This window comes from Stenotrophomonas sp. YJH_SMC_101-4, from assembly GCF_059370395.1.
The window spans coordinates 107,316-126,428 of sequence record NZ_JCAFTP010000005.1 but is presented as its reverse complement, the minus strand read 5'-3'; the positions used below and the strand labels follow the sequence as shown (position 1 = coordinate 126,428).

At 67.2% G+C, this 19,113-nt stretch carries 18 protein-coding genes; 3 read left to right on the top strand and 15 right to left on the bottom strand.

Annotated features, from left to right (window positions below; genetic code table 11):
- The first annotated feature begins 23 nt into the window (after positions 1–23).
- Positions 24–638, top strand: coding sequence for a hypothetical protein (locus AC5P8D_RS17125; RefSeq protein WP_010484135.1), 615 nt, complete (start codon positions 24–26; stop codon positions 636–638).
- A gap of 39 nt (positions 639–677) precedes the next feature.
- Here the strand turns inward: AC5P8D_RS17125 and AC5P8D_RS17120 are convergent, their stop codons facing one another.
- From AC5P8D_RS17120 to AC5P8D_RS17060, 13 genes are all read right to left on the bottom strand, one after another.
- Complete coding sequence (locus AC5P8D_RS17120) at positions 678–1,022, bottom strand: hypothetical protein (RefSeq protein WP_043398917.1); 345 nt, start codon at positions 1,020–1,022, stop codon at positions 678–680.
- An 18-nt stretch (positions 1,023–1,040) separates the two neighbouring features.
- On the bottom strand, positions 1,041–1,811 hold the full coding sequence (locus AC5P8D_RS17115) for a LytR/AlgR family response regulator transcription factor (RefSeq protein ID WP_010484137.1): 771 nt from the start codon (positions 1,809–1,811) through the stop codon (positions 1,041–1,043).
- Positions 1,801–3,060, bottom strand: coding sequence for a sensor histidine kinase (locus AC5P8D_RS17110; RefSeq protein WP_043398922.1), 1,260 nt, complete (start codon positions 3,058–3,060; stop codon positions 1,801–1,803). The genes AC5P8D_RS17115 and AC5P8D_RS17110 overlap by 11 nt, the downstream gene beginning before the upstream one ends.
- Before the next feature lie 176 nt (positions 3,061–3,236).
- Positions 3,237–4,886: a M28 family metallopeptidase gene (locus AC5P8D_RS17105; protein ID WP_049435182.1), complete on the bottom strand. Its 1,650-nt coding sequence runs from the start codon at positions 4,884–4,886 to the stop codon at positions 3,237–3,239.
- A gap of 346 nt (positions 4,887–5,232) precedes the next feature.
- A complete protein-coding gene (locus AC5P8D_RS17100) occupies positions 5,233–6,879 on the bottom strand; it encodes a CsgG/HfaB family protein (protein ID WP_100447564.1) in 1,647 nt (548 codons plus the stop codon).
- Between the two features lie 16 nt (positions 6,880–6,895).
- Positions 6,896–7,573 carry a hypothetical protein gene (locus tag AC5P8D_RS17095; RefSeq protein WP_010484141.1) on the bottom strand — a complete coding sequence of 226 codons (678 nt, stop codon included), beginning with the start codon at positions 7,571–7,573 and terminating at the stop codon, positions 6,896–6,898.
- A gap of 135 nt (positions 7,574–7,708) precedes the next feature.
- Positions 7,709–8,809 carry a hypothetical protein gene (locus AC5P8D_RS17090; protein WP_019660898.1) on the bottom strand — a complete coding sequence of 367 codons (1,101 nt, stop codon included), beginning with the start codon at positions 8,807–8,809 and terminating at the stop codon, positions 7,709–7,711.
- Positions 8,800–9,996 (bottom strand): hypothetical protein, encoded by a 1,197-nt coding sequence (locus AC5P8D_RS17085; RefSeq protein WP_010484143.1) that lies wholly within the window; start codon positions 9,994–9,996, stop codon positions 8,800–8,802. The genes AC5P8D_RS17090 and AC5P8D_RS17085 overlap by 10 nt, the downstream gene beginning before the upstream one ends.
- Positions 9,997–10,103: 107 nt before the next feature.
- Positions 10,104–11,366 (bottom strand): RNA polymerase sigma factor, encoded by a 1,263-nt coding sequence (locus AC5P8D_RS17080; protein ID WP_010484144.1) that lies wholly within the window; start codon positions 11,364–11,366, stop codon positions 10,104–10,106.
- 45 nt (positions 11,367–11,411) lie between these two features.
- On the bottom strand, positions 11,412–11,768 hold the full coding sequence (locus AC5P8D_RS17075; RefSeq protein ID WP_019660895.1) for a DUF1428 domain-containing protein: 357 nt from the start codon (positions 11,766–11,768) through the stop codon (positions 11,412–11,414).
- 24 nt (positions 11,769–11,792) lie between these two features.
- On the bottom strand, positions 11,793–12,203 hold the full coding sequence (locus AC5P8D_RS17070) for a VOC family protein (RefSeq protein ID WP_010484146.1): 411 nt from the start codon (positions 12,201–12,203) through the stop codon (positions 11,793–11,795).
- 40 nt (positions 12,204–12,243) lie between these two features.
- Positions 12,244–12,666 (bottom strand): VOC family protein, encoded by a 423-nt coding sequence (locus AC5P8D_RS17065; protein WP_005407887.1) that lies wholly within the window; start codon positions 12,664–12,666, stop codon positions 12,244–12,246.
- A gap of 66 nt (positions 12,667–12,732) precedes the next feature.
- Entirely contained in the window at positions 12,733–13,146 is a 414-nt protein-coding gene (locus AC5P8D_RS17060; protein WP_043403334.1) for a YciI family protein, read from the bottom strand.
- A 737-nt stretch (positions 13,147–13,883) separates the two neighbouring features.
- Here AC5P8D_RS17060 and AC5P8D_RS17055 point away from each other — a divergent pair.
- Positions 13,884–14,291, top strand: a complete 408-nt coding sequence (locus tag AC5P8D_RS17055) for a YciI family protein (protein WP_010484148.1) — start codon at positions 13,884–13,886, stop codon at positions 14,289–14,291.
- Here AC5P8D_RS17055 and AC5P8D_RS17050 read toward each other — a convergent pair.
- Positions 14,269–16,350: an NHL repeat-containing protein gene (locus tag AC5P8D_RS17050; protein ID WP_495203517.1), complete on the bottom strand. Its 2,082-nt coding sequence runs from the start codon at positions 16,348–16,350 to the stop codon at positions 14,269–14,271. The two genes, AC5P8D_RS17055 and AC5P8D_RS17050, sit on opposite strands and share 23 nt — an antisense overlap.
- A gap of 165 nt (positions 16,351–16,515) precedes the next feature.
- On the opposite strand from AC5P8D_RS17050, the gene AC5P8D_RS17045 reads away from it, so the two are divergent.
- Positions 16,516–18,036: a tetratricopeptide repeat protein gene (locus tag AC5P8D_RS17045; RefSeq protein ID WP_049454409.1), complete on the top strand. Its 1,521-nt coding sequence runs from the start codon at positions 16,516–16,518 to the stop codon at positions 18,034–18,036.
- Between the two features lie 25 nt (positions 18,037–18,061).
- Here AC5P8D_RS17045 and AC5P8D_RS17040 read toward each other — a convergent pair whose 3' ends face one another.
- Complete coding sequence (locus tag AC5P8D_RS17040; RefSeq protein WP_495203516.1) at positions 18,062–18,838, bottom strand: lytic transglycosylase domain-containing protein; 777 nt, start codon at positions 18,836–18,838, stop codon at positions 18,062–18,064.
- Positions 18,839–19,113 lie beyond the last annotated feature (275 nt).

Below are 19,113 nucleotides of genomic sequence, written 5' to 3'. Positions count from 1 at the left end.
GCACGTTCCACAAGGAGCCAGCCATGATTGCCTTGTTCAAGGGTTTGGGAATTCTGCTTCGCGACAACGAGCTCTACAGCAGCCCGTTCGACAAACAGGTGGCGCACTGGCGCAACCTCAGCGAGCAGCAGATCCGCGATGAAGTGGCTGTGCTGGCCCAGGCCAAGTGCCAGTGGCTGATCGCCTCGATCGTCGGCTGGCAGGCGGCCTCGCTGCTGATCCTGGGCCTGATCGCCAACTACCTGTGGCGCGACGACTTCCATATCACCTTCACCCGCGTGGTAATCGTGTTCGGCTCGTGGGTGTCGATCCTGTTCGTGATCTGGTTCATGGCCAACATGTTCGATCAGCAGGCCGGCTTCGAGCGCTGGATGAAGGCGTTCAACAGCCGCGCCCGCATCAGCTCCAAAGCCGACAGCGTCGAGCACGTGGCCGAGGCGCTTGACCTGGCCGAGCACTATCCGGAAGTGCTGGACTACAAGCAGGCGGTCACCGCCAAACGCGAGCTGCGCCACGAGGACATCCGCATCATGACCGAGATCGGGCGCATGAAGCAGCACTCCGAACTGGTCGGCCGCCTGAACCATGTGGGCGAGAACGAGCACCACCACGACCTGACACTGCAGCCTGCCTACTGACCCTTCAGGGAAGCGGGGGGACCCACACTGCCACCGTGATCACTCACGGTGGCAGTGTTCTATCGGGTCCTGGCTGACGCACTGGTGGAAGCCGCTGGGCAGGTCACGCATCGCCTCGGTCTTCCCCACCGCCACGGCAAACCGGCGCAATGGTGGCGTCGCACACGCGGCGTCGGTACTGCACGCTGGGTCCAGCACCAGGTAGTGGCATTGGCCACTACTGCTGGCGATGCACTGGAACCGTGCCTCGCCGTCGACCACGCTGCCCTTGCTGTAAAGCGTGTCCACGCCATTGGCACGGGTGCGGGTGATCGAGGTATTGCTGGATTTCTCACAGCCGGCCAACGACAACGCAGCGATGCAGGCAAACAGGAACAGGCGCATGGTGCCTCCAGGATGCGGCTACATGCCGCGGAACAGGCTCATGAACGGTTGGCTGACCACCAGCGTCTCCGTGCGCCCACGCAGGCGCAGCACGCCGCGCCCGGTATCGTCGCGGCTGACCGCCGCCACCGCCTTCATGTTGACGATGGTCGAGCGATGGATCTGGCGGAAATGCTGCGGGTCGAGCACTTCCAGCAGTTCGCGCAGCGGCGTGCGCAACAGGCTCTCGCCGGCAGCGGTCACCACGGTGGTGTACTTGTTGTCGGCACGGAAGTAGGCCACGTCTTCCAGCATGATCAGCTGCGTCTCGCGGCCGTTGCTGGCGGTGATCCAGGCCAATGGCGGGCGCTCTGCCGCACCCTGCGATGGCCCCAGGCGCCGCAGCAGGCGCTCGAGTACGGCATCGTCCTGGCGCGTTGATGGCAGCCGCGACAGGATGCGTTCGCGGGTGGCCAGCAGGCGCTCGTCGCTGACCGGTTTCAGCAGGTAATCCATCGCGCCCTGCTCGAACGCGTCGATGGCGTACTGGTCGTAGGCGGTCACGAACACCACCTGGGTGCGCGGGCTCAGCTCGGACAGCGAACGGGCTACTTCAATGCCACTGATGCCGGGCATGCGAATGTCGAGGAAGGCGATGTCCGGCTGCTTCTCGGCCAGCTGCTCCAGTGCACTGGCGCCATCCTCGCACTCGGCCACCAGCTTCAGGTCCGGCCACAACCGGCCCAGCTGCTCGACCAGCGACTGCCGCAGCAGTTCCTCGTCTTCGGCAATGAGCGCCTCAAGCGGCATGGCTGCGCTCCTTGTTCGACTGCGGCAGGGTCATGGTTGCGGCCACGCCGCTGGGGAAGTTGGCGACGATCGCCACGCCGGCCTGCTCACCGCAGGTCAGGCGCAGGCGCTCGCGCAGGTTCTTCAGGCCGATGCCGGTACCGCTGGTGCCCTGGCCGAAGCCGAGGCCATCGTCGGCCACCGTCACCGTCACATGGTCATCGAAGCCACGCGCCAGGATCCAGATCGTGCCACCGCCGGGCTTGGGTTCCAGGCCATGCTTGATCGCGTTCTCCACCAGCGTCTGCAGCGCCATCGCCGGCAGCTGCACGCCGTGCAGCTCGTTCGGCACCTGCACCTCCACTCCCAGCCGTGCACCCATGCGGATACGCAGGATCTCCAGGTAGGCACGGGTGCGCTCCAGCTCTACGCCCAGCGTGGACAGCGATTCGTCCACCTGTGGCAACGAGCTGCGCAGGTACTGGATCAGGTGGCCCAGCATCTGGTCGGCACGTGCCGGGTCGGTGCGGGTCAGCACCTGCGCGTTGGCCAGCGTGTTGTAGAGGAAGTGCGGTTCCACCTGCGCATGCAGCAGGTTCAACCGGGCCACCGACAGTTCCTTTTCCACCTGGGTCTGCTCGGCCGCGGCCTGCTCATCGCGGCGCTGGTCGGCCACGCGGCGGCTGATCGCGCGGGTGACCGCTTCGGCATTCTCGAAATTGCTGCCCTCATCCAGTGCCAGCAGGTCGGCCCACCAGCCGGCATCCGGTTCAAACAGCAGGGTGACGGTACTGGTGCCCTGCCCCGGCGTAACCGTCGCCAGCACGCTGTTGCGCTTGATCGCCAGCCGTGCCGGCAGGTTCCAGCGCGACGGCTGGCGGCCGTTCCAGGCATCCACGCGGCGCACGTAGGCCCGTACCTGCAGGCTGCCGGCCGAACTTTCCACGTCTTCAACGCGCGGCAGTTCGGCGATGGCCGCTTCCACCACCGAGAATGCCTGGCCGGCATCCATCGGCAGTTCCACCTGGCGGCGCTGGCGGCCGGAGAGCGTGGTCGAATCCAGCCGGCCGGCGACCAGCCAGACGCGGCGTACATGGGTAATCGCGCTGCCCAGCGCGGAAATCATCAGGAACATCGCCAGCAGGCCGAAGATCCAGCCCGGGCCATCGTTCATGCCACTGAAGATGCCGCTCCAGACCATGCCGGCGACGAACAGCGCCGCAGCCCAGGCCAGCAGGTGACGAAGCAGGAGAGAGAGGCTGGCAAACACGGCGGCGCCTTGGAGGAAGGGGGTGAGCCGAGCATAGGGCGGCCCGCCGGGCAAACAAGCGGGCTGCGACGAAGGGGGGAAAAGCGGGGATGGAAGCCGTTACGGAAACGCCGGGCATGGCCCGGCGTTTCCCCGGAGGGGCAATGCCGGCCAGCGGCCAGCACTACCGAACGCCATTATTTGCGCTGATCGGCGCTGGCGTCACGCACGGCGCGGAACGACTCGTCCCTGCTCCAGTTCGGCCAGCTGCGCGAATTGGCCAGCTGGTTGCCCAGCGTGTACAGCACTTCCAGGTCGCGGGCGGCACCGGCGAACACCCAGTCCGGTTGCCATTCGTCGCCCTGCTGGTGGTAACGCTTGGCGGTGTAGTCCTCGGAGGCCTTCTTGCCCGCGGCCACGCCGCCATCCACCCAGTCCTGGCCGGCCGACCAGGACAGCGCCGGCACGCCACGCTTGGCGAACGGGAAGTGATCGGAGCGGAAGAACAGGCCGGCTTCCGGCTTCGGGTCCGGCGTGTAGCGGATGTCCCAGCCCTTGGCCACGTCCTTCAGCTGGTCCAGCAGCTCGAAGCGCGCGGCGCCGTAGATGCCGAAATCACGCGACGGCCCGAACGGTGCCATGCCATCCATGTTGATCACCGCCACGGTCTTTTCCAGCGGGTACAGCGGATGGGTGGCGTAGTACTCCGAACCCAGCAGGCCCTTTTCCTCGGCGGTGACCGCCAGGAACAGCACCGAGCGCTCGGGGCGCTTGGCCTTGGCGAAGCCGCGCGCCAGTTCGATCAGCGATGCGGTGCCACTGGCGTTGTCCAGTGCGCCATTGAAGATCCGGTCGCCACGCGCGTCCGGCTCGCCCACGCCGATGTGGTCCCAGTGCGCGCTGTAGACGATGGTCTCGTCCGGGTGGCGGCTGCCTTCCAGGCGCGCGGCCACGTTGTGCGAGGTGATCACTTCGGTCTTCACCGCGTACTTCGCGTCCAGGCTGGCGCCGGTGAGCGGCACCGGGGTGAAGTCGCGCTGCTGCGCCTTCTTCTTCAGCGCTTCGAAGTCCTGCCCGGCAGAGCGGAACAGCTCCACGGCCAGGTCGCGCTGGATCCAGCCTTCCAGCAGCGGGTGGCTGTCGGCCGGGTTGTCACGCACCACGTCGAACATGGTGTTGGTGTTGGAGCCGGCCACGGTGGCCCAGCCGTACGACGCCGGTGCGGTCTCGTGCACGATCAGCACGCCCAGCGCGCCCTGGCGGGCACCTTCTTCGTACTTGTAGGTCCAACGGCCGTAGTAGGTCATGCCCTTGCCGTCGAAGTCGCCCTGGCCGGTCTCGAAGTCCGGGTCGTTGATCAGCACGACGGCGATCTTGCCCTTCAGGTCCACGCCCTTGAAGTCGTCCCAGTTGCGCTCCGGGGCCTTCACGCCGTAGCCGAGGAACACCAGCGGCGCCTTGCTGATATCGACGTTGCTGGCGCCGTTCATGGCGGCGCGCACGGCGATCTGCTTGCCCTGCTCCAGCGCAACGGTCTTGCCGCCCTGGTGCAGCGCCAGCTGCGGTGCGCCGACGATGTCGCCCTTGCGCAGCGGCACGGCCTGGGTCCACAGGCGCTTGCCATCCTTGAGGTCACCGCCCGGCTGCAGGCCGGCATCGGCGAACTGCTTGCTGAGGAAGGCGATGGTCTTCTCTTCGCCGGCGGTGGCCGGGGAGCGGCCTTCGTAGGCGTCGGAGGCCAGTTCCTTGACGTCGGCGGAGATCCGCGCGCCGTCGAATTTCGGGGTGGCGGCCATCAGTGCGCTCGACACTGACAAGGCCAGCAGGCCCAGTGCTACTCGCTTCATTGCTCTCTCCAGCAGGGAAATCCTTCTGGAGTGTAATGGGATTCGGCAGGGCTGCGCCCTGCACCTGCAGAGGCCAGGGCAACAGCAACAGCCGAAGCAACAGCGGCATTCCGTGGGATGGCGGGGTGGGTCCGGTTGCGGGGGTCGCTGCAAGTACGTCCATGTAGCTCGGTCGCCGCATCCATGCGGCTCACGCCCCCGCAACCGGACCCACCCCGCCTTCGACAGATTCCCGCTGCTGTTGGTAGGTGTCGACCTTGGTCGACACGCTCGGAAACACGAAGGGGTCAGATCCCTTTCCCGTCGGGAAAGGGCTCTGACCCCATCTGTGTGTTGCTTGAGCCTGTTACCAGTTCGGGTCTTCGGCCGGGGCCGCCGCGGCCTTGGGCTTCGGCTTGGCGGCCGGGCGTGCGGCAGCTGCGGGAGCGGCCGAGGCGGTCGCGCCTGCGGCGGCCGTTGCCGGCTTGCTGCCCAGCTTCTGGCGCAGTTCGATCTGGCCCGGGCGGAAGCCGCCGCGCATCGCGTCTACGCCGTCTTCGATGGTGCCGTAGGACGTCTGTGCAGCCACGCGATCGATGCGGATGGTGCAGCACGGGTGTTCGCTGCGGCCCAGCGAGCGGCCGGTCTGCGGGTCCTTCAGTTCTTCGCCCAGGCGCACGGCCTGCCAGCGCTGGCCAGCCTGCAGCGTTTCGCCGCCCTGACTCAGTACCACCTGGTCGCCGTCCACCGAGACCACCGACACCGGGAACAGCGTGGTGACGATGGTGGTGCCGATCTGGCCGGACAGCGACTCCATCATCGCCGCCGCCATGTTGCGACCGTTGACCACGCGCGGCAGGGTGCTGGGGCCGGTCGAGGCCAGCTGGTGGTCGAAGCTGTCGGACATCACCACCTGGCCGGTGGTGGCGTTGATCAGGCGCAGAGTGATGCGCCCGCCACCGGAGTACGAGGTCACCTGGCGGTCGGACATGCGCAGGTTGCGCACGCTGCGCGGGTACTCGAAACGCTCGATGGTCGGGATCAGGATCAGGTCGGTCGCCAGCTGCTGGCCCACGCGTGCGGTGTCCTGCAGGCGCACGTTGCCGCTGTTGATGTGGTCGATCTCGGCCTGCAGCTCGTCACCAAACTCGCGGTCCAGCACGATGAAGCGCTGGGTCTGGGTCAGCGTGTCGGACAGGCGTGCGCGGATCGCGTCGGCCACTTCGTCCGCGTCCACGCGGCCGTCGCCCACGGCGTAGCTGCCGGCCTTGGTGCGCGGCAGTGCAACCACGATCTTCGGCTTGCCCTGCTCGTCCGGTGCACGGTACTGGGCGATCTGTGCGCGCACGCGCACCTTCCAGTAGCTGCGCATGCTGCGATGGGTCACATCGGAATCGTAGGAGCTGGCGCCACGCTTGGCATCAACACTCACCTTCTCGTCGTAGCTTTGCTTGACACTGGCCGAGGCCGAACCGCCCTTGGCCGAGGCTTCGCCGGACGCACTGGCCGACGCCGAGCCCTTGAAGCTCCAGCCTTCGTCGCTGGCGCGCACGCGGGCGATGGTTTCCTCGTCCAGCTGCCGCACTTCTTCCTGCGACAGGATTTCATAGCCCAGCACCGCGCCCTGCGAGCCGGCGATCATCTGCTGGGTGAACGCGTCGGCGCGGATATCGCCGACGTGTTCGTCATCCACATCCACATGCAGGCCTGCACGCAGGCTCTGCATCTGGCTGGCCACGCGTACGCCGTTGACCTGCGCCACCGCCGACTGCAATGCCGCCAGCACCGCCAGTTCCGGGGTGCTGCCGATGCCGTCGGCTTCGCGCGCGACCTGGGTGGTGCCACCGAAATCCGGCGTGCCACGCAGGGGCGCTGCTTCCACGGGCGCATTGCTGGCCAGTGCACTGGTTGCCTTGTCCTTGGCGGGCGCGGCGGCCGGGGTGTCCTGCTTGCCACAGGCTGCAAGCAGCGTGGCAGCCAGGCCCAGGCCGATCAAACGGTAGGTCATACGCATGGAGATTCGCCTCGGATCAGAGCTTGTCGAGCATCGAATCGGCGTTGGACGGCACCTTCACCTTGCTCTTCTTGGCGAAGGTCACGGCCGACTTGGTCGAGCCGTACAGGCCCTGGATGAAGCCCGGCGATTCCTTGGCCACCCATGCACCTGCCGCCAGCTTGCGGCCGACGGTGGCCAGCTGGGTCGCGCCCAGGTTCTTCATGCCGGCGGTGAAGTTGCTGGCTTCGCCGCCCAGCTTCTGTGCTTCGGCCGCCGAGGACAGCAGCGAGACCAGGCCTTCGGCGTAGTGCTGCTTGGATTCAGCGTTCAGTTCCGGCTGTGCGGCCTGGCGCTCGTTGATCGCCGCCTGCGCCGCTTCGCTGACCGACACCGACTTCTTCATCGCATCGACGCTGACCGAACCCGACGACAGCGCCTGGCGCTCGGCTTCCAGCAGCTGCACCTGCTCGGCCAGGCCGAAGGCGCGGGCGAACGAGGTCTGGGCCTGCAGCGAGTGCGACTGCGAGGTAACGAAACGACGCACCAGCGCTTCCTGCGCGGCTTCGTCCGGAGCGGCGGCGCTGGAGGCGCTGCTGCTGGAGGTGCCGGTGGCGGCACCGGCCAGGTCCTTCAGCTTGCCCAGGCCAGCGTGGGCCGGCATCGACAGGGTGGCGGCAGCGATGGCCACGACAAGAGCGGTATTGCGGATCATGGGATTTCCTTTATGAGAAAGACGGCCGCAGCGCGGCACGCGAGATCGGGGATGGCAGCGAGTCAGTGCCGAGCAAGCTCGGCACCCACCAGAGCCGGTAGCGCCGGGCCATGCCCGGCGAGCGCAGCGGTAACGTCAGCGGACCGCCTTGACGTTCAGTTCGTTGATCATCTGCTGGGCAGCCTTTTCAGCCGCCAGCTGCAGCGCGTTGGTACGGGCGACGGTTTCGTTCGGACCGGTACCGGAGAACTGCACCGGGCCCACCGACGACACGGTGCGCGGGAAACGACCGGTCACGTCCAGCACCTTGCCGGTGACCGTGACGAACACGCGGGTGTTGCCGCTGGCCGGATCGCGGTCGCGCATGCCGACGTCGAGGGTGCCGACGGCGATGTACGGAATGTTGGCCGCACGAATGCCGTTGGCGGTATCACGCAGGGTGGCCGGAGCCAGGTCGTTGCCGGTGCTGAAGTCCTTGCGGATGCGCTCGATGCTGAGCAGGCCGCGCGACTCGCCTTCCACGTATTCGGCTTCGACCACTTCGTAGCCGGCGGCGCTGAAGGCACCGGTCATCGCGGTGTTCACTTCGGCCGCGTTGGCCACCTTCCAGCTGATGTTGTCGCTGCGCTGGGTGGTGCTGCCACCGCTGGTGACCGACATCGAACCGTTCTGGTTGATGCTGCCGTTGGTGCTGACCGAGTTGCCGCGGAAGCTGTCGCCCTCGCGGGTGTTCTCGTTGTAGCTGCTGCTGGCGTCGACGCGGCGGTATTCCTTGTCCTGGAACGACTGCACGGTGTCCTGCGAGCGCGCCATGAACAGGAAGGTCAGCAGCGAACGCTGGGCGGCAGTGGCACCGGCCACGGCCGAACCTGCATCCAGCTTGGTCTGCAGCAGGGTGGTGTTGATCTCGGCGCGGACGGTGACGGTGTAGGTCTTGGCCTTCTTGTCTTCGGTGTCCGACAGCTGCACGGCACTGAGCACGTAGCGGTCGATCTCGCCGATGAACTCGGCACGGCGCGCTTCGAACAGGCGCAGCTTGGCCGCACCGGTTTCGGCGATGTACGCCTCCAGTGCATTGACCTTGGCCTTGTTCAGGGCCTGGGCACGGGTGTCGGCACTCAGGCGCAGGCCGTAGCTGGCCGAACCAGTACCGCGCGAACTGGCGGTCTGCGCAGCGACCGGCGAGGCCACCACCAGGGCGATGAGGATGAGCAGGATGGTACGCATCAACGACATGACTTGATCAACTCCTGGAGGGCTTGGGTCTGCTGCTGCAACGGGCGGCCGCCCGGCTTCTGTTCGTCCAGCCAGCCGCGCGAATCGGCGCGCTTGGCGGCGGCGCCGGCGAAGGCATCGAGGCCCGCCAGCAGGGTTTCGTAGCTGGCCGACCACTGGTCGACCTGCCACTGCGTGACCGGCACCACCTTGGTGGCCCCCTTGCGCAGCGGCTGTTCGAAATAGACCTTGCCGGAGAACGGCTCGGTCACCTTGGCGGTGAAGAACGCACCGAACAGCATCGTCTTCATCGCCGGGGTTTCTTCGATCACGCCGTTCTTCAACGCATCCACCTGCAGGTTGATGACGTAGTCCGGCTCGGGAATCTTCAGCTGGTAGACCTTGCCGTCGGCAAAGCGCGCCGCCATCGCACCACCGATCGCCTGGCCCGAGGCCGGCGGCAACAGGCCGACGCCGGTATTGGACGACAGCGTCTTGGACAGTTCGTGGGCCAGCGTGGCACGCAGCGGGGCGTCCCACCTCGGGTCGGGCAGCTTGGCGCGGACCGCGTCGGACAGGGTTACGCCACCGACCTGCAGGCGACGCACGGCGGCATCGGGCAGCTTGGCCTGGGCGAGGCTGGCGGCCAGCACCTGCGACAGGCTGGTATCGGCACTGCCGTACAGGAGATCGGCAACGATCGCGTCGATATCGTCGTTGTCCGGCCGGTAATCCTGCACATCGATGCGCTGCAGGGTCAGCGGATAGGACGCGATCACCTGGCGCTCGCGGAAGTCGAAGAACAGCGCCTGCAGCGCCACTTCCACCAGCACCTTGTACTGGTCACCGATCGGCTCGACCGAGACCAGTTCGCGGTCCAGTGCCGCGGCCAGCACGGTCGCGCTGGTCGTGCCGTCGAGCATCGCCACCGGCTGGTCAATCAGCTGCAGGTGGGCCGGGGCGCGGCGCTTGAGCGACTGTGCCAGCGCCTGGTTCAACGGAATCAGGCCGCGCTGTTCCAGCACCGCATGCGCATGCGGCGTGGTCGCCTGCACGGCGGCGGCATCAGCGGTGTAGGCAAAACCGGCCCAATAGGCCTGCTGTGATTTGTCTGCCGCCTGCACGGCCATCGGCCATACGGCCAGGCACAGGGCACAGGCAAGCAGGCGCGCAAAAGCGCGCGATGCGCTCTTCGTCCTTGAATACATCCAACCGCTCCTCGGTCAATACGCATGGAAAGTGGACGCTGACGCGTCCGCTGGGCGCGAAACATAACGGCTCGCGGGGCTGCCGACAAGTGCTGCCTTCGTCGGGGTCACTCCGCGGGAGGCAGACCAGCCCGTTGCCGCAGCAGGCCGCGCTCTGCCTGGTTCTGGCTGAGTCTGGCGGCTTCCGCAAAAGCGTGACGTGCGTCCAAGTCGCGTCCCAACGCCTGTAGTAGTTCCCCGTGCACCACCTGCAGCGGCGCGTACTCGCGCAGTCGCGCGTCCACCAGCAACGGCTGCAGCTGCGCCCAGGCCGCGAAGGCACCGTCGCTGCGCAGTATCGCCACCACGCGGTTCAATGCGACAACTGGCGAGGGCTGCACCTGCAACAGCTGCGTATAGAGCGTTGCGATGCGCGGCCAGTCGGTATCTTCGGGACGCCGCGCCGCCGCATGGCACGCTGCGATGCGCGCCTGCAGCACATAGGGATCGTCGCCGCCACCGGCGGCCAGCGCGCGCGCCAGCACCTGCTGCCCGCGTTCAATCTGCAGCCAGTCCCAGCGCGCGCGGTTCTGTTGGTCCAGCAGCACCGGCACGCCCTGTGCATCGGTCCGTGCTGCGGCACGCGAGGCCTGCAGCTCCATCAGCGCCAGCAGGCCCAGCACCGGCGGCACCGGCAGCCGGTGCGCCAGAATGCGCGCGAGTCGCAGTGCCTCGTCGCACAGCGCCGGACGCATCCAGTCGTCACCGGCACTGGCCGCATAGCCTTCGTTGAAGACCAGGTAGATCGCCTCCAGCACTGAAGCCAGCCGCTCGGGCATCGCCTCCGCGCGCGGCACTTCATAGGGCACCTGCTTCTGCGCCAGGGTGCGTTTGGCGCGCACGATGCGTTGGGCGATGGTCGGCTCGGGCTGCAGGAAGGCGCGGGCGATCTCGGTCGTGGTCAGGCCACCGAGCAGGCGCAGGGTCAGTGCCACCCGCGCATCGGCCGGCAACACCGGGTGGCAGGCCACGAACATCAGGCGCAGCAGGTCGTCCCCCAGGTCATCCTCCAGCGCCTGGCTGTCATCCGGCGCTGGCAGGGGTGCCGGATGCAGTTCCTCACCCCATTGCGCATGCTGCTGCGCCACGCGCTGGTGCTGGCGCAGCACATCGATGGCACGGTTGCGCGCGGTGGTCATCAGCCAGGCTCCGGGATTGTCCGGGATGCCCTGCTCCGGCCAGCGCTCCAGCGCGGCCAGCCAGGTGTCCTGGGCCAGCTCCTCGGCGCGGCCGACATCGCCCCCGAGCAGCCGCGCCAGGCGCGCGATCAACACCGGCGACTCCATCCGCCAGAGGGTTTCCAGACGCTGCGTCAGTGCGGGATCGAGCATGCGCCGATCACAGCACGCACGCCCGGCCCGCACAAGCGCCATGGCTCACGCTTCGACGATGGGCTTGAAGCCGCCCCAGAACATGCGCTTGGTATCGAACGGCATGTCCTTCGGGCCCAGCGACGCCAGCCGCGGGTCGGCCATCACCCTGGCGTTGATGCGGTCGCGTGCCGCACGCGAGCGGAACACCACGAAGGCGACGATCACCGTTTCACCGGGCCTGGCTTTCACCGCGCGCGGGAATGACGTGCTTTTGCCCGGTTCCACGTCGTCGGCCACGCACTCCATGTACTGCAGCGCGCCATGGTCCTTCCACACCGCGCCGGCCTTGCGGGCAAGGCGGCGGTAGGCCGCCACCTTGTCCTGCGGGCACGGCAGCACGTAAGCATCCACGTAAGCCATGAGGGTTCTCCCTTGCGGCGGCCGTCAGCCCGGCTCGCCGTCCATGTGTGCGATTTCCCAGAGATGGCCATCCAGGTCCTGGAAGCCACGCTGGTACATGAAGCCCAGGTCGCGCGCCGGCTGCGGCTCGCTGGCGCCGGCGGCCAGTGCCTTGTCCACCAGCACATCAACGGCCTCGCGACTGGGTGCCGAGAGCGCATTGATCACTTCCGTGTGGGTGCGCGCATCGGCAATCGGCTTGTTGGTGAACTGCTGGAAAAAAGGTTGGGTCAGCAGCATCACGTAGATGCTCTCGCTGATGACCATGCCAGCCGCATCGTCATTGGTATAGGTTGGATTGAAGCTGTAGCCCAGCGCGGTGAAGAACGCCTTGGACTTCTCCAGATCCTGCACGGGCAGGTTGACGAAGATCATCTGCGGTTGTGGTGCACTCATTGGTAACGCTCCTTGTGGATGAAGAGGAAAGAGGGAGGGATCAGGGCTGCTTCATGCAATTGACCATCCACGGCTTGCCGTAGCGATCAATCAGCATGCCCCAGCGGTGCGCCCAGAACGTTTCGGCGATCGGCATCTGCACCTGGCCACCTTCGGCCAGCGCAGCGAACACGCGTTCGGCTTCTTCGATGCTGTCGACGTCGACATTGATGGTGGTCGAGCCGCCCTCGCCACCGCCGGGACCGTCGGCCGCCATCACGATGGCGCTGCCGATTTCCAGCTGGCTGTGCGCAACGTGGTCGAGGGTTTCCGGCGGCATCTCGTTGCAGCCTGGCGAGCCATCGGAGGGCGGCATGTCGCGGTATTTCATTTCCGACGTGACCTGGCCACCGAGTGCCTTGGCGTAGAACGCCATCGCCTCATGGGCCTGGCCGCTGAAGCCGAGGAAGGGAATCAGTTTCATGGCAATACTCCGTTGTGCGGTTCAGGCAGTAGTGCCGGGTCCTGCCCGGCAGGGAGATGAATCGGGTCAACCTTCCAGCTGTGCACGCAGACGCTGTTCCTGCTGCTGTAAGTCGGGGGTGAAGGCTTCACCGAAGTCTTCGGCGGTGATCAGCGGGCGCAGTTCCAGCGTGCCGCCACTGCCGAACGGCGCGCGGCTGGCCCACTCGACAGCTTCCTCCAGCGACCGCACGTCCCACAGCCAGAAGCCGGCGATCTGTTCGCTGGCGGGACCGAACGGACCGGCCTCGACCCTGGGTGCGCCACTGCCGAAGTGAATGCGGCGACCGCGCTGGGTGGCGTGCAGGCCTTCACCGGCCAGCATGATGCCGGCGGCCACCAGTTGTTCGTTGAAGGCGCCCATTTCGGACAGTTCCTGTTCGCTGGGCATGCGGCCGGCTTCGGAGTCGGCGTTGGCCTTCACGATCACCATTACTTTCATTGCAGTCTCCCGTGGGGACGCGTGATGCGTGCCCTTCACTGGGTACAACGAACCAGGGTCATCGGAATCGACACGTTTCCGGAAATTTTTTTTCTGCGTGGAAAGCACGCCTTCGGCGGGAGGCGGCGAACGGCGGAGCCCCTCCGTGGCGGGTTTGGGTTGGTCGCTGAAAGCTCGGGTTCATGGGTTTGGCCGGGTGGGTAGGCGGGTCGGGGGACGCCGTAAACCCATCCATGGGGGCTTGGCCGCGGCATCCATGCCGCGGACACCCCCGCCCCGCCTACCCACCCGGCCTTGGACAGTTTCTTGCCTCCGGTACCCACCACGGGAAGATCAAGAGAAAAGGCAAAAGCAACAGCAACAGCAACAGCAACAGCAACGGCGGTTGGCTGGCGGCCTCTGCTTTGCGAGCGAAGCGACCCGCTTTTGCTCTTGTTGTTGATTTCCCGTGGTGGATCGGCCGCCGGAATCTGTCTGGGGCCGGGCGGGTGGGGTTGGCGGGGTATCCGCGCCATGGATGGCGCGGCTAAGCCCCCATGGACGGGTTCACGGCGTCCCCGCCAATCCCACCCGCCCGGCCCACCCTCAGGAAACCCGCTTTCAGCGACCAACCCACCCCACCACGGAGGGGCTCCGCCGTTCGCCGATCGCCCGCCGCAGGCGGCTTTTCGCGCTGCAGCATGCCGGCAGGCAAACCTGCGCCATCATGGGCACCCCGCCCCCGCCAGGACCGCGCCATGCAGCAGTACCTGCTTCTGATCTACATCGAGCCTGCCCTGCTGCAGGCCCTGCCCATCGAAGAATTCAACGCGCTGATGCGCGACTGCCTGGCCCATGCCGACAAGCTGCAGGCCGAAGGCACGCTGCTGGCCGCGCAGAAGCTGCAGCCGGTCGACACCGCGCAGACCCTGCGCGTGCGTGATGGCCACAGTCGCGTATTGGATGGCCCGTTCGCCGAAACCCGTGAACTGCTGGCCGGCTTCAACCTGATCGTCGCCCGCGACCGCGACGAAGCCATGCGCATCGCCCGCGACTTCCCGTGGGCACGCTTCGGCAGCATCGAAGTGCGGCCGCTGGAAGACATGGACGCCGAGCGCGAACGCTGCGGCGCCCCGGCTGCCGCTATGGCAGCAGCCGTACCCTGACCTCGCGCGGGCCGACGCCTTCGTTGCCGCTGTAGTCGCGCACGCTGGCGCGCACGATGTACTCACCCGGCGGCAGCGCCGACGGCTGCCAACGCCCGGTTTCCACCAGGCCGTCACGCACGGTGTTGGTGGCCAGATAACGGAAACGGGTCACCGCGCTGCCATGCACGGTGATCCCACTGTCGGGGGCGTAGGCCACGCGCACCGCTTCCTTCTGCGGCGGCATGCGGTTGAACACGATGTTCCAGCGCGGCTGCTCGTAACCCTGCAGCGGCTGCCCAGCTGCATCGAGGATCTGGTAGCCCACCTGGTACATGCCCAGGCGTCGACGCGGCAGGTTGTTGTCAACCTGGTCCCAGGCCTCGATCACGATCTGCACGCCACGCCCCTGCCGCGCCACCATCACCACGCCGTCGCTGCCGGCGGCCATGGGCTGGTCGGTGTCGTCCAGCAGCGCCACATCGGTGATGCGCGGTGCGAAGTGGTCGGCGTAGTTCTGGAAGCCCAGTGCCACGGCGTTGGTCTCGAAACCACCGGTACCCACGGCCAGGTGCACATGCGCCTGGTTGTTGATGCTGCCCAGGCGATCGCCGACGTGGATACGCATGCCGCGGCGTACGCGCATCCGCTCCAGCTTGCCCTGCTCGTCGTACAACGCCTGCCAGCGCGCGTCGTAGGGTTCGTCACGCGGGGTGCGGCCGACCCGCATGTGGATGTACTTGAGGCGATCCACGGCCAGGCCCTCGGCCTGCTCGCCCAGGCTCCAGGCCGCCATCGGGCTGCTGATCTTGCCATCGGCGATCGCCAGCACGGTCTGGCCCACATCACCGCGCACGTCGAAGCCACCGTGCAGGTGATGGCGACTCTCGCCCTTGAAGTTGCCGCGCACTTCACCCAGTGTGCCGACTACTTCGTGCCAGCCATCCTGCGGCGCCAACGGCCAGCGCCCGCCGGTATCGGGCAGGGCGGCATCGGCGGCCGGGCCGACCAGTGCCGGCGCGGGCAGGTCGCCTACCGGCAGTGGGCGCAGGCGATGCAGACGGTAGCTGGCGGCGTCGGCCACCAGCACGCTGCCATCGGCATCCATCGCCAATCCGCTGGGGCGGGCCAGGCGCGGCAGACGACCATTGCCGACCAGCGCGATCTGGTGGCCCTGCGGCGTCACCTGCACGATGCGGCCATCAAGATCACCCACGTACAGCACGCCGTCGTGGGTGGTGGCCAGCGACAGCGGCCCATTGATCACGCCACCGGCGGCGACCACGGTGCTGACCGTGCCATCAGCGCCTATGCGGCGTACCGCGTTGTTGAACAGATCGGCCACCAGCAGCGCGCCGTGCGCATCGAAGGCCAGTGCCACCGGCGTATCGAAGCGCGCCGCAGCGCCCACGCCATCGGCCATTCCCGGGCGCTCACCACCGGCCAGGGTGCGCACCGTGCCGTCGGTGCCGATCACCCGGATACGGTCGTTGTAGGTATCGGCCACGTAGACCTGGCCCTGCGCGTCCACCGCGATGCCCATCGGCGCATCAAAGCGCGCCTGCGCGGCCGGCCCATCGGCATAGCCCTGTTCACCACCCGCCAGCGTGGTCACCTGCCCATCGGTGCCGATCCGGCGGATCGCATGGTTGCCGGTGTCGGCCACATACAGGTTGCCCTGCGCGTCGGCGGCAATGCCCGAGGGCGTATTGAAACTGGCCTGCAGTGCCGGGCCGTCAACGCGCCCCTCGCCGTGCCCGGCCACCGTTTCAACACGGCCATCGGGAAGGCGGCGACGGATCCGGTTGTTGTCGCCGGCATCGGTGAAATAGACGCTGCCATCGGCACTGCGCAGCAACGCGTACGGATCGGCGAAACGTGCCTGCGCGGCGGCGCCGTCGCGGTTACCCGGGTGGCCATCGCCGGCCAGCGGTTCGATCTGCGCGGTCCACGCCAGCGGCGTTGGAACCGGACCCACCGTTTCAGCCAGCGTATGCAGCGGTGTCTCCCACCAGGTCGCAGCCAATGCCACCACCGTCGCCAACGCTACGCCTGCCGCCATCCATTGCCACCGTGCCATCGTGCTGCGCTGCCTGCCTGCTGCCTGAAGAGGCACCGACAATAGACGCTGAACGCACGATCCGCCATGGCCAATCGTACGGCCAAACGCCAGAGTTCCATCCATCGCGCTTGTTCTCGCTGGCTGCAGCGGGTTCAATGCGGTTCCCACGGATGGAGATCCTCCATGCCCCGCATCCTCCCCCTCGCCGCCCTGCTGATTGCCGCATTGGCCAGTTCATCCGCCACCGCCTCGATCACGGTGGTGCCACAGAAGCCGTCCGTCACCGCCGATGCAATGCACCAGGCCTATGCCACGCGATGGGATGAGGCCATCCAGCAGTCGCGCAGTGGCAACACGCTGGGCGCGCTGATCGCGATGGAACGGCTGATGGAAGATCCGATGCTGGATGACTTCGATGCCGAACATCGCGGCCGCGCCGCGCAGGTGGCCGGCTGGACCGCGATGGTGCAGAAGAAGCCGGATCAGGCCCGCCGCTACCTGCAGCGCGCTCAGGAAGCACTGCCGGACGATGCGCAGATCCTGCTGACCCTGGTCTCGGTGGAACTGTCCGAGAACCAACCAGCGCCCGCCACGAAGCACCTGGTGCAGGCACTGAAGCATGCCGACGCGCCGTTGCCGGTGGACCGCCACGCGATCAACTACCTGCAGTTCCGCCTGCGGGACCAGCCGCAGCAGCGCATGGAACTGCTGCAGGCGCTGTTCGACAACGGCTGGAAGAGCGGCGGCCTGGAACCCACCGGACTGTGGCTGGCACTGGCCACGCTGCAGGCCGACAACGGTCGTGGCGACGATATTCCCGCCACGCTGGCGCGCATCACCGGTCCCGCCGAAATCATCCGCCTGCGCAGTGACAAGCGGTTTGACCGCTATGTCGACCGCGCCGATGCCCGCTTCGATCCGGTGCAGGCCGCACAGAAGCACCTCGACGAACTGCGGGTTTCCGGCCTGCTCGACCGGGCGCTGGATGCACGCATGGCCGAGTTCAGCAGCACGCTGCTGATGCTGGACCGCAACGAGGAAGTGCTGGCACTGACCGATGGCATGGCCAGTGCGGCGGCCGAGGGCGAGTCGCCCTCGGCGGCGGAAGCCGAATGGGTGGCGTGGCTGCTCAACAGCCGGCTTACGGCGCTGCGCCGGCTGGGCCGTACCGATGATGCGCTGGCGGCAGCCAAACTGGCCGCACGCATCGGCGCACTGGGCCCGGATGGTGCCGAGCACCAGTTCAACGTCGGCTTCGTGTTCAGTTCGCTGGGCCGCATGCAGGATGCCGCCACCGCGGTGAATGACATGCCGGGCCTGGCCGGATACGGCAAGGCGGCCCAGGCACTGCTGCAGTTCGTTGCCGCCCGTGAACGTGGCGATGCCAAGGCCGAACAGGCCGCGCGTGCAGCGATCCTGGCCCAGGGCGATGACGCGCGCCTGTTCCAGCGCGAGATGCTGCTGGACGAGGGCAATCTCGACGGCGCCGCTGCCGTGCTGATCGAACAGCTGCGCTCACCCGTCGAGCGCGGCGAGACACTGGCCTCCCTGCAGGACATGCGCACCTATCCGTCGCTGCCCGGTGACGTGAAGATCGATGCGGCCTGGCGTGCGCTGAAGCAACGCGCCGACGTGCAGGCCGAGGTTGCCCGCCTGGGCCGCATCGAACGCTACGAACTGGTCAGCACCTCCACCTCGCGCTGAGGAGCTTTTGTGTAGCGCCACTGGCCTAGCGCGCCGGCACCTCGGTACGGATGCCCATCGCCTCGCGGTAGCGCGCGTACAGCGCCATCACCTTGTCCACATAGGCCAGGGTTTCGGCATAGGGCGGCACGCCCTTGTAGCGGGTGACCGCGCCGATGCCGGCGTTGTACGCAGCCGCCGCCAGCGGCCGATCACCGTTGTAGCGACGCAGCAGCGCGCGCATGTAGCGGGCGCCGCCATCGATCGACTGCTGGGGCGAGAACGGATCATTCACGCCGTACTCCTGCGCGGTGTCCGGCATCAACTGCATCACGCCCTGTGCGCCCTTGCTGGACACCGCCAGCGCATCGAAGTTGCTTTCAGCATGGGCAATCGCGCGCAGCCACGCGTCATCGACGCCCGTAGCCTTGGCCGCGGCCCTGAACTGTTTGGCGTGCTGCGCCAGCTGCGGCTTGCCGACCTTGCCCAGGCCTTCGTGGGCCGGCTCGCCCGGCGGCGTGGCCATGGTGAACTTCAGGAACACCCGCGAGCCGGGCAGGTTGCGGGTGGAGTAGACCAGCGCGCCATCCTGCTCGCGCTCGTACAGCACGCCGCTGAACACGCCCATGTTGCCCCACAGGTTCGGGGTCTGGATGGCGTTGTCGTCGATTTCCTTCGGGGTACAGCGTGAACCGGGTTCCGGCGCGGTGGCCAGGCTGACGGTGTTGCCCTGCACGCAGCGGTAGACGGTGCGCGCGGCAGCCAGCCCGGGCCACAGGCTGGGCAGCAGCAACAGCGCTAGCAGGAGAGGGAGACGGGGCATGGCGGCCGGATCATCCGGCCGCGCCCGCTAATGTCGGGTGAATGGGGGCCGGCAGGGCTGCGCCCTGCACCTGCAGAGGCCAGATCAAGAGCAACAGCAGTTGAAGGATGGCGGGGTGGGTCCGGCTGTGGGGGACGCTGCAAGTCCCCCTCCGGGGCCCGGCCCAGCCGCTGGCGGCTGTGCGTTCGGGCGCTTGCGAAGCGGTGCTTCGCAAGCAAAGCGCCCTCACCCATGTAAGCTCGGTCGCCGCTTGCTCGTGTGCGCAATCCTGCGCA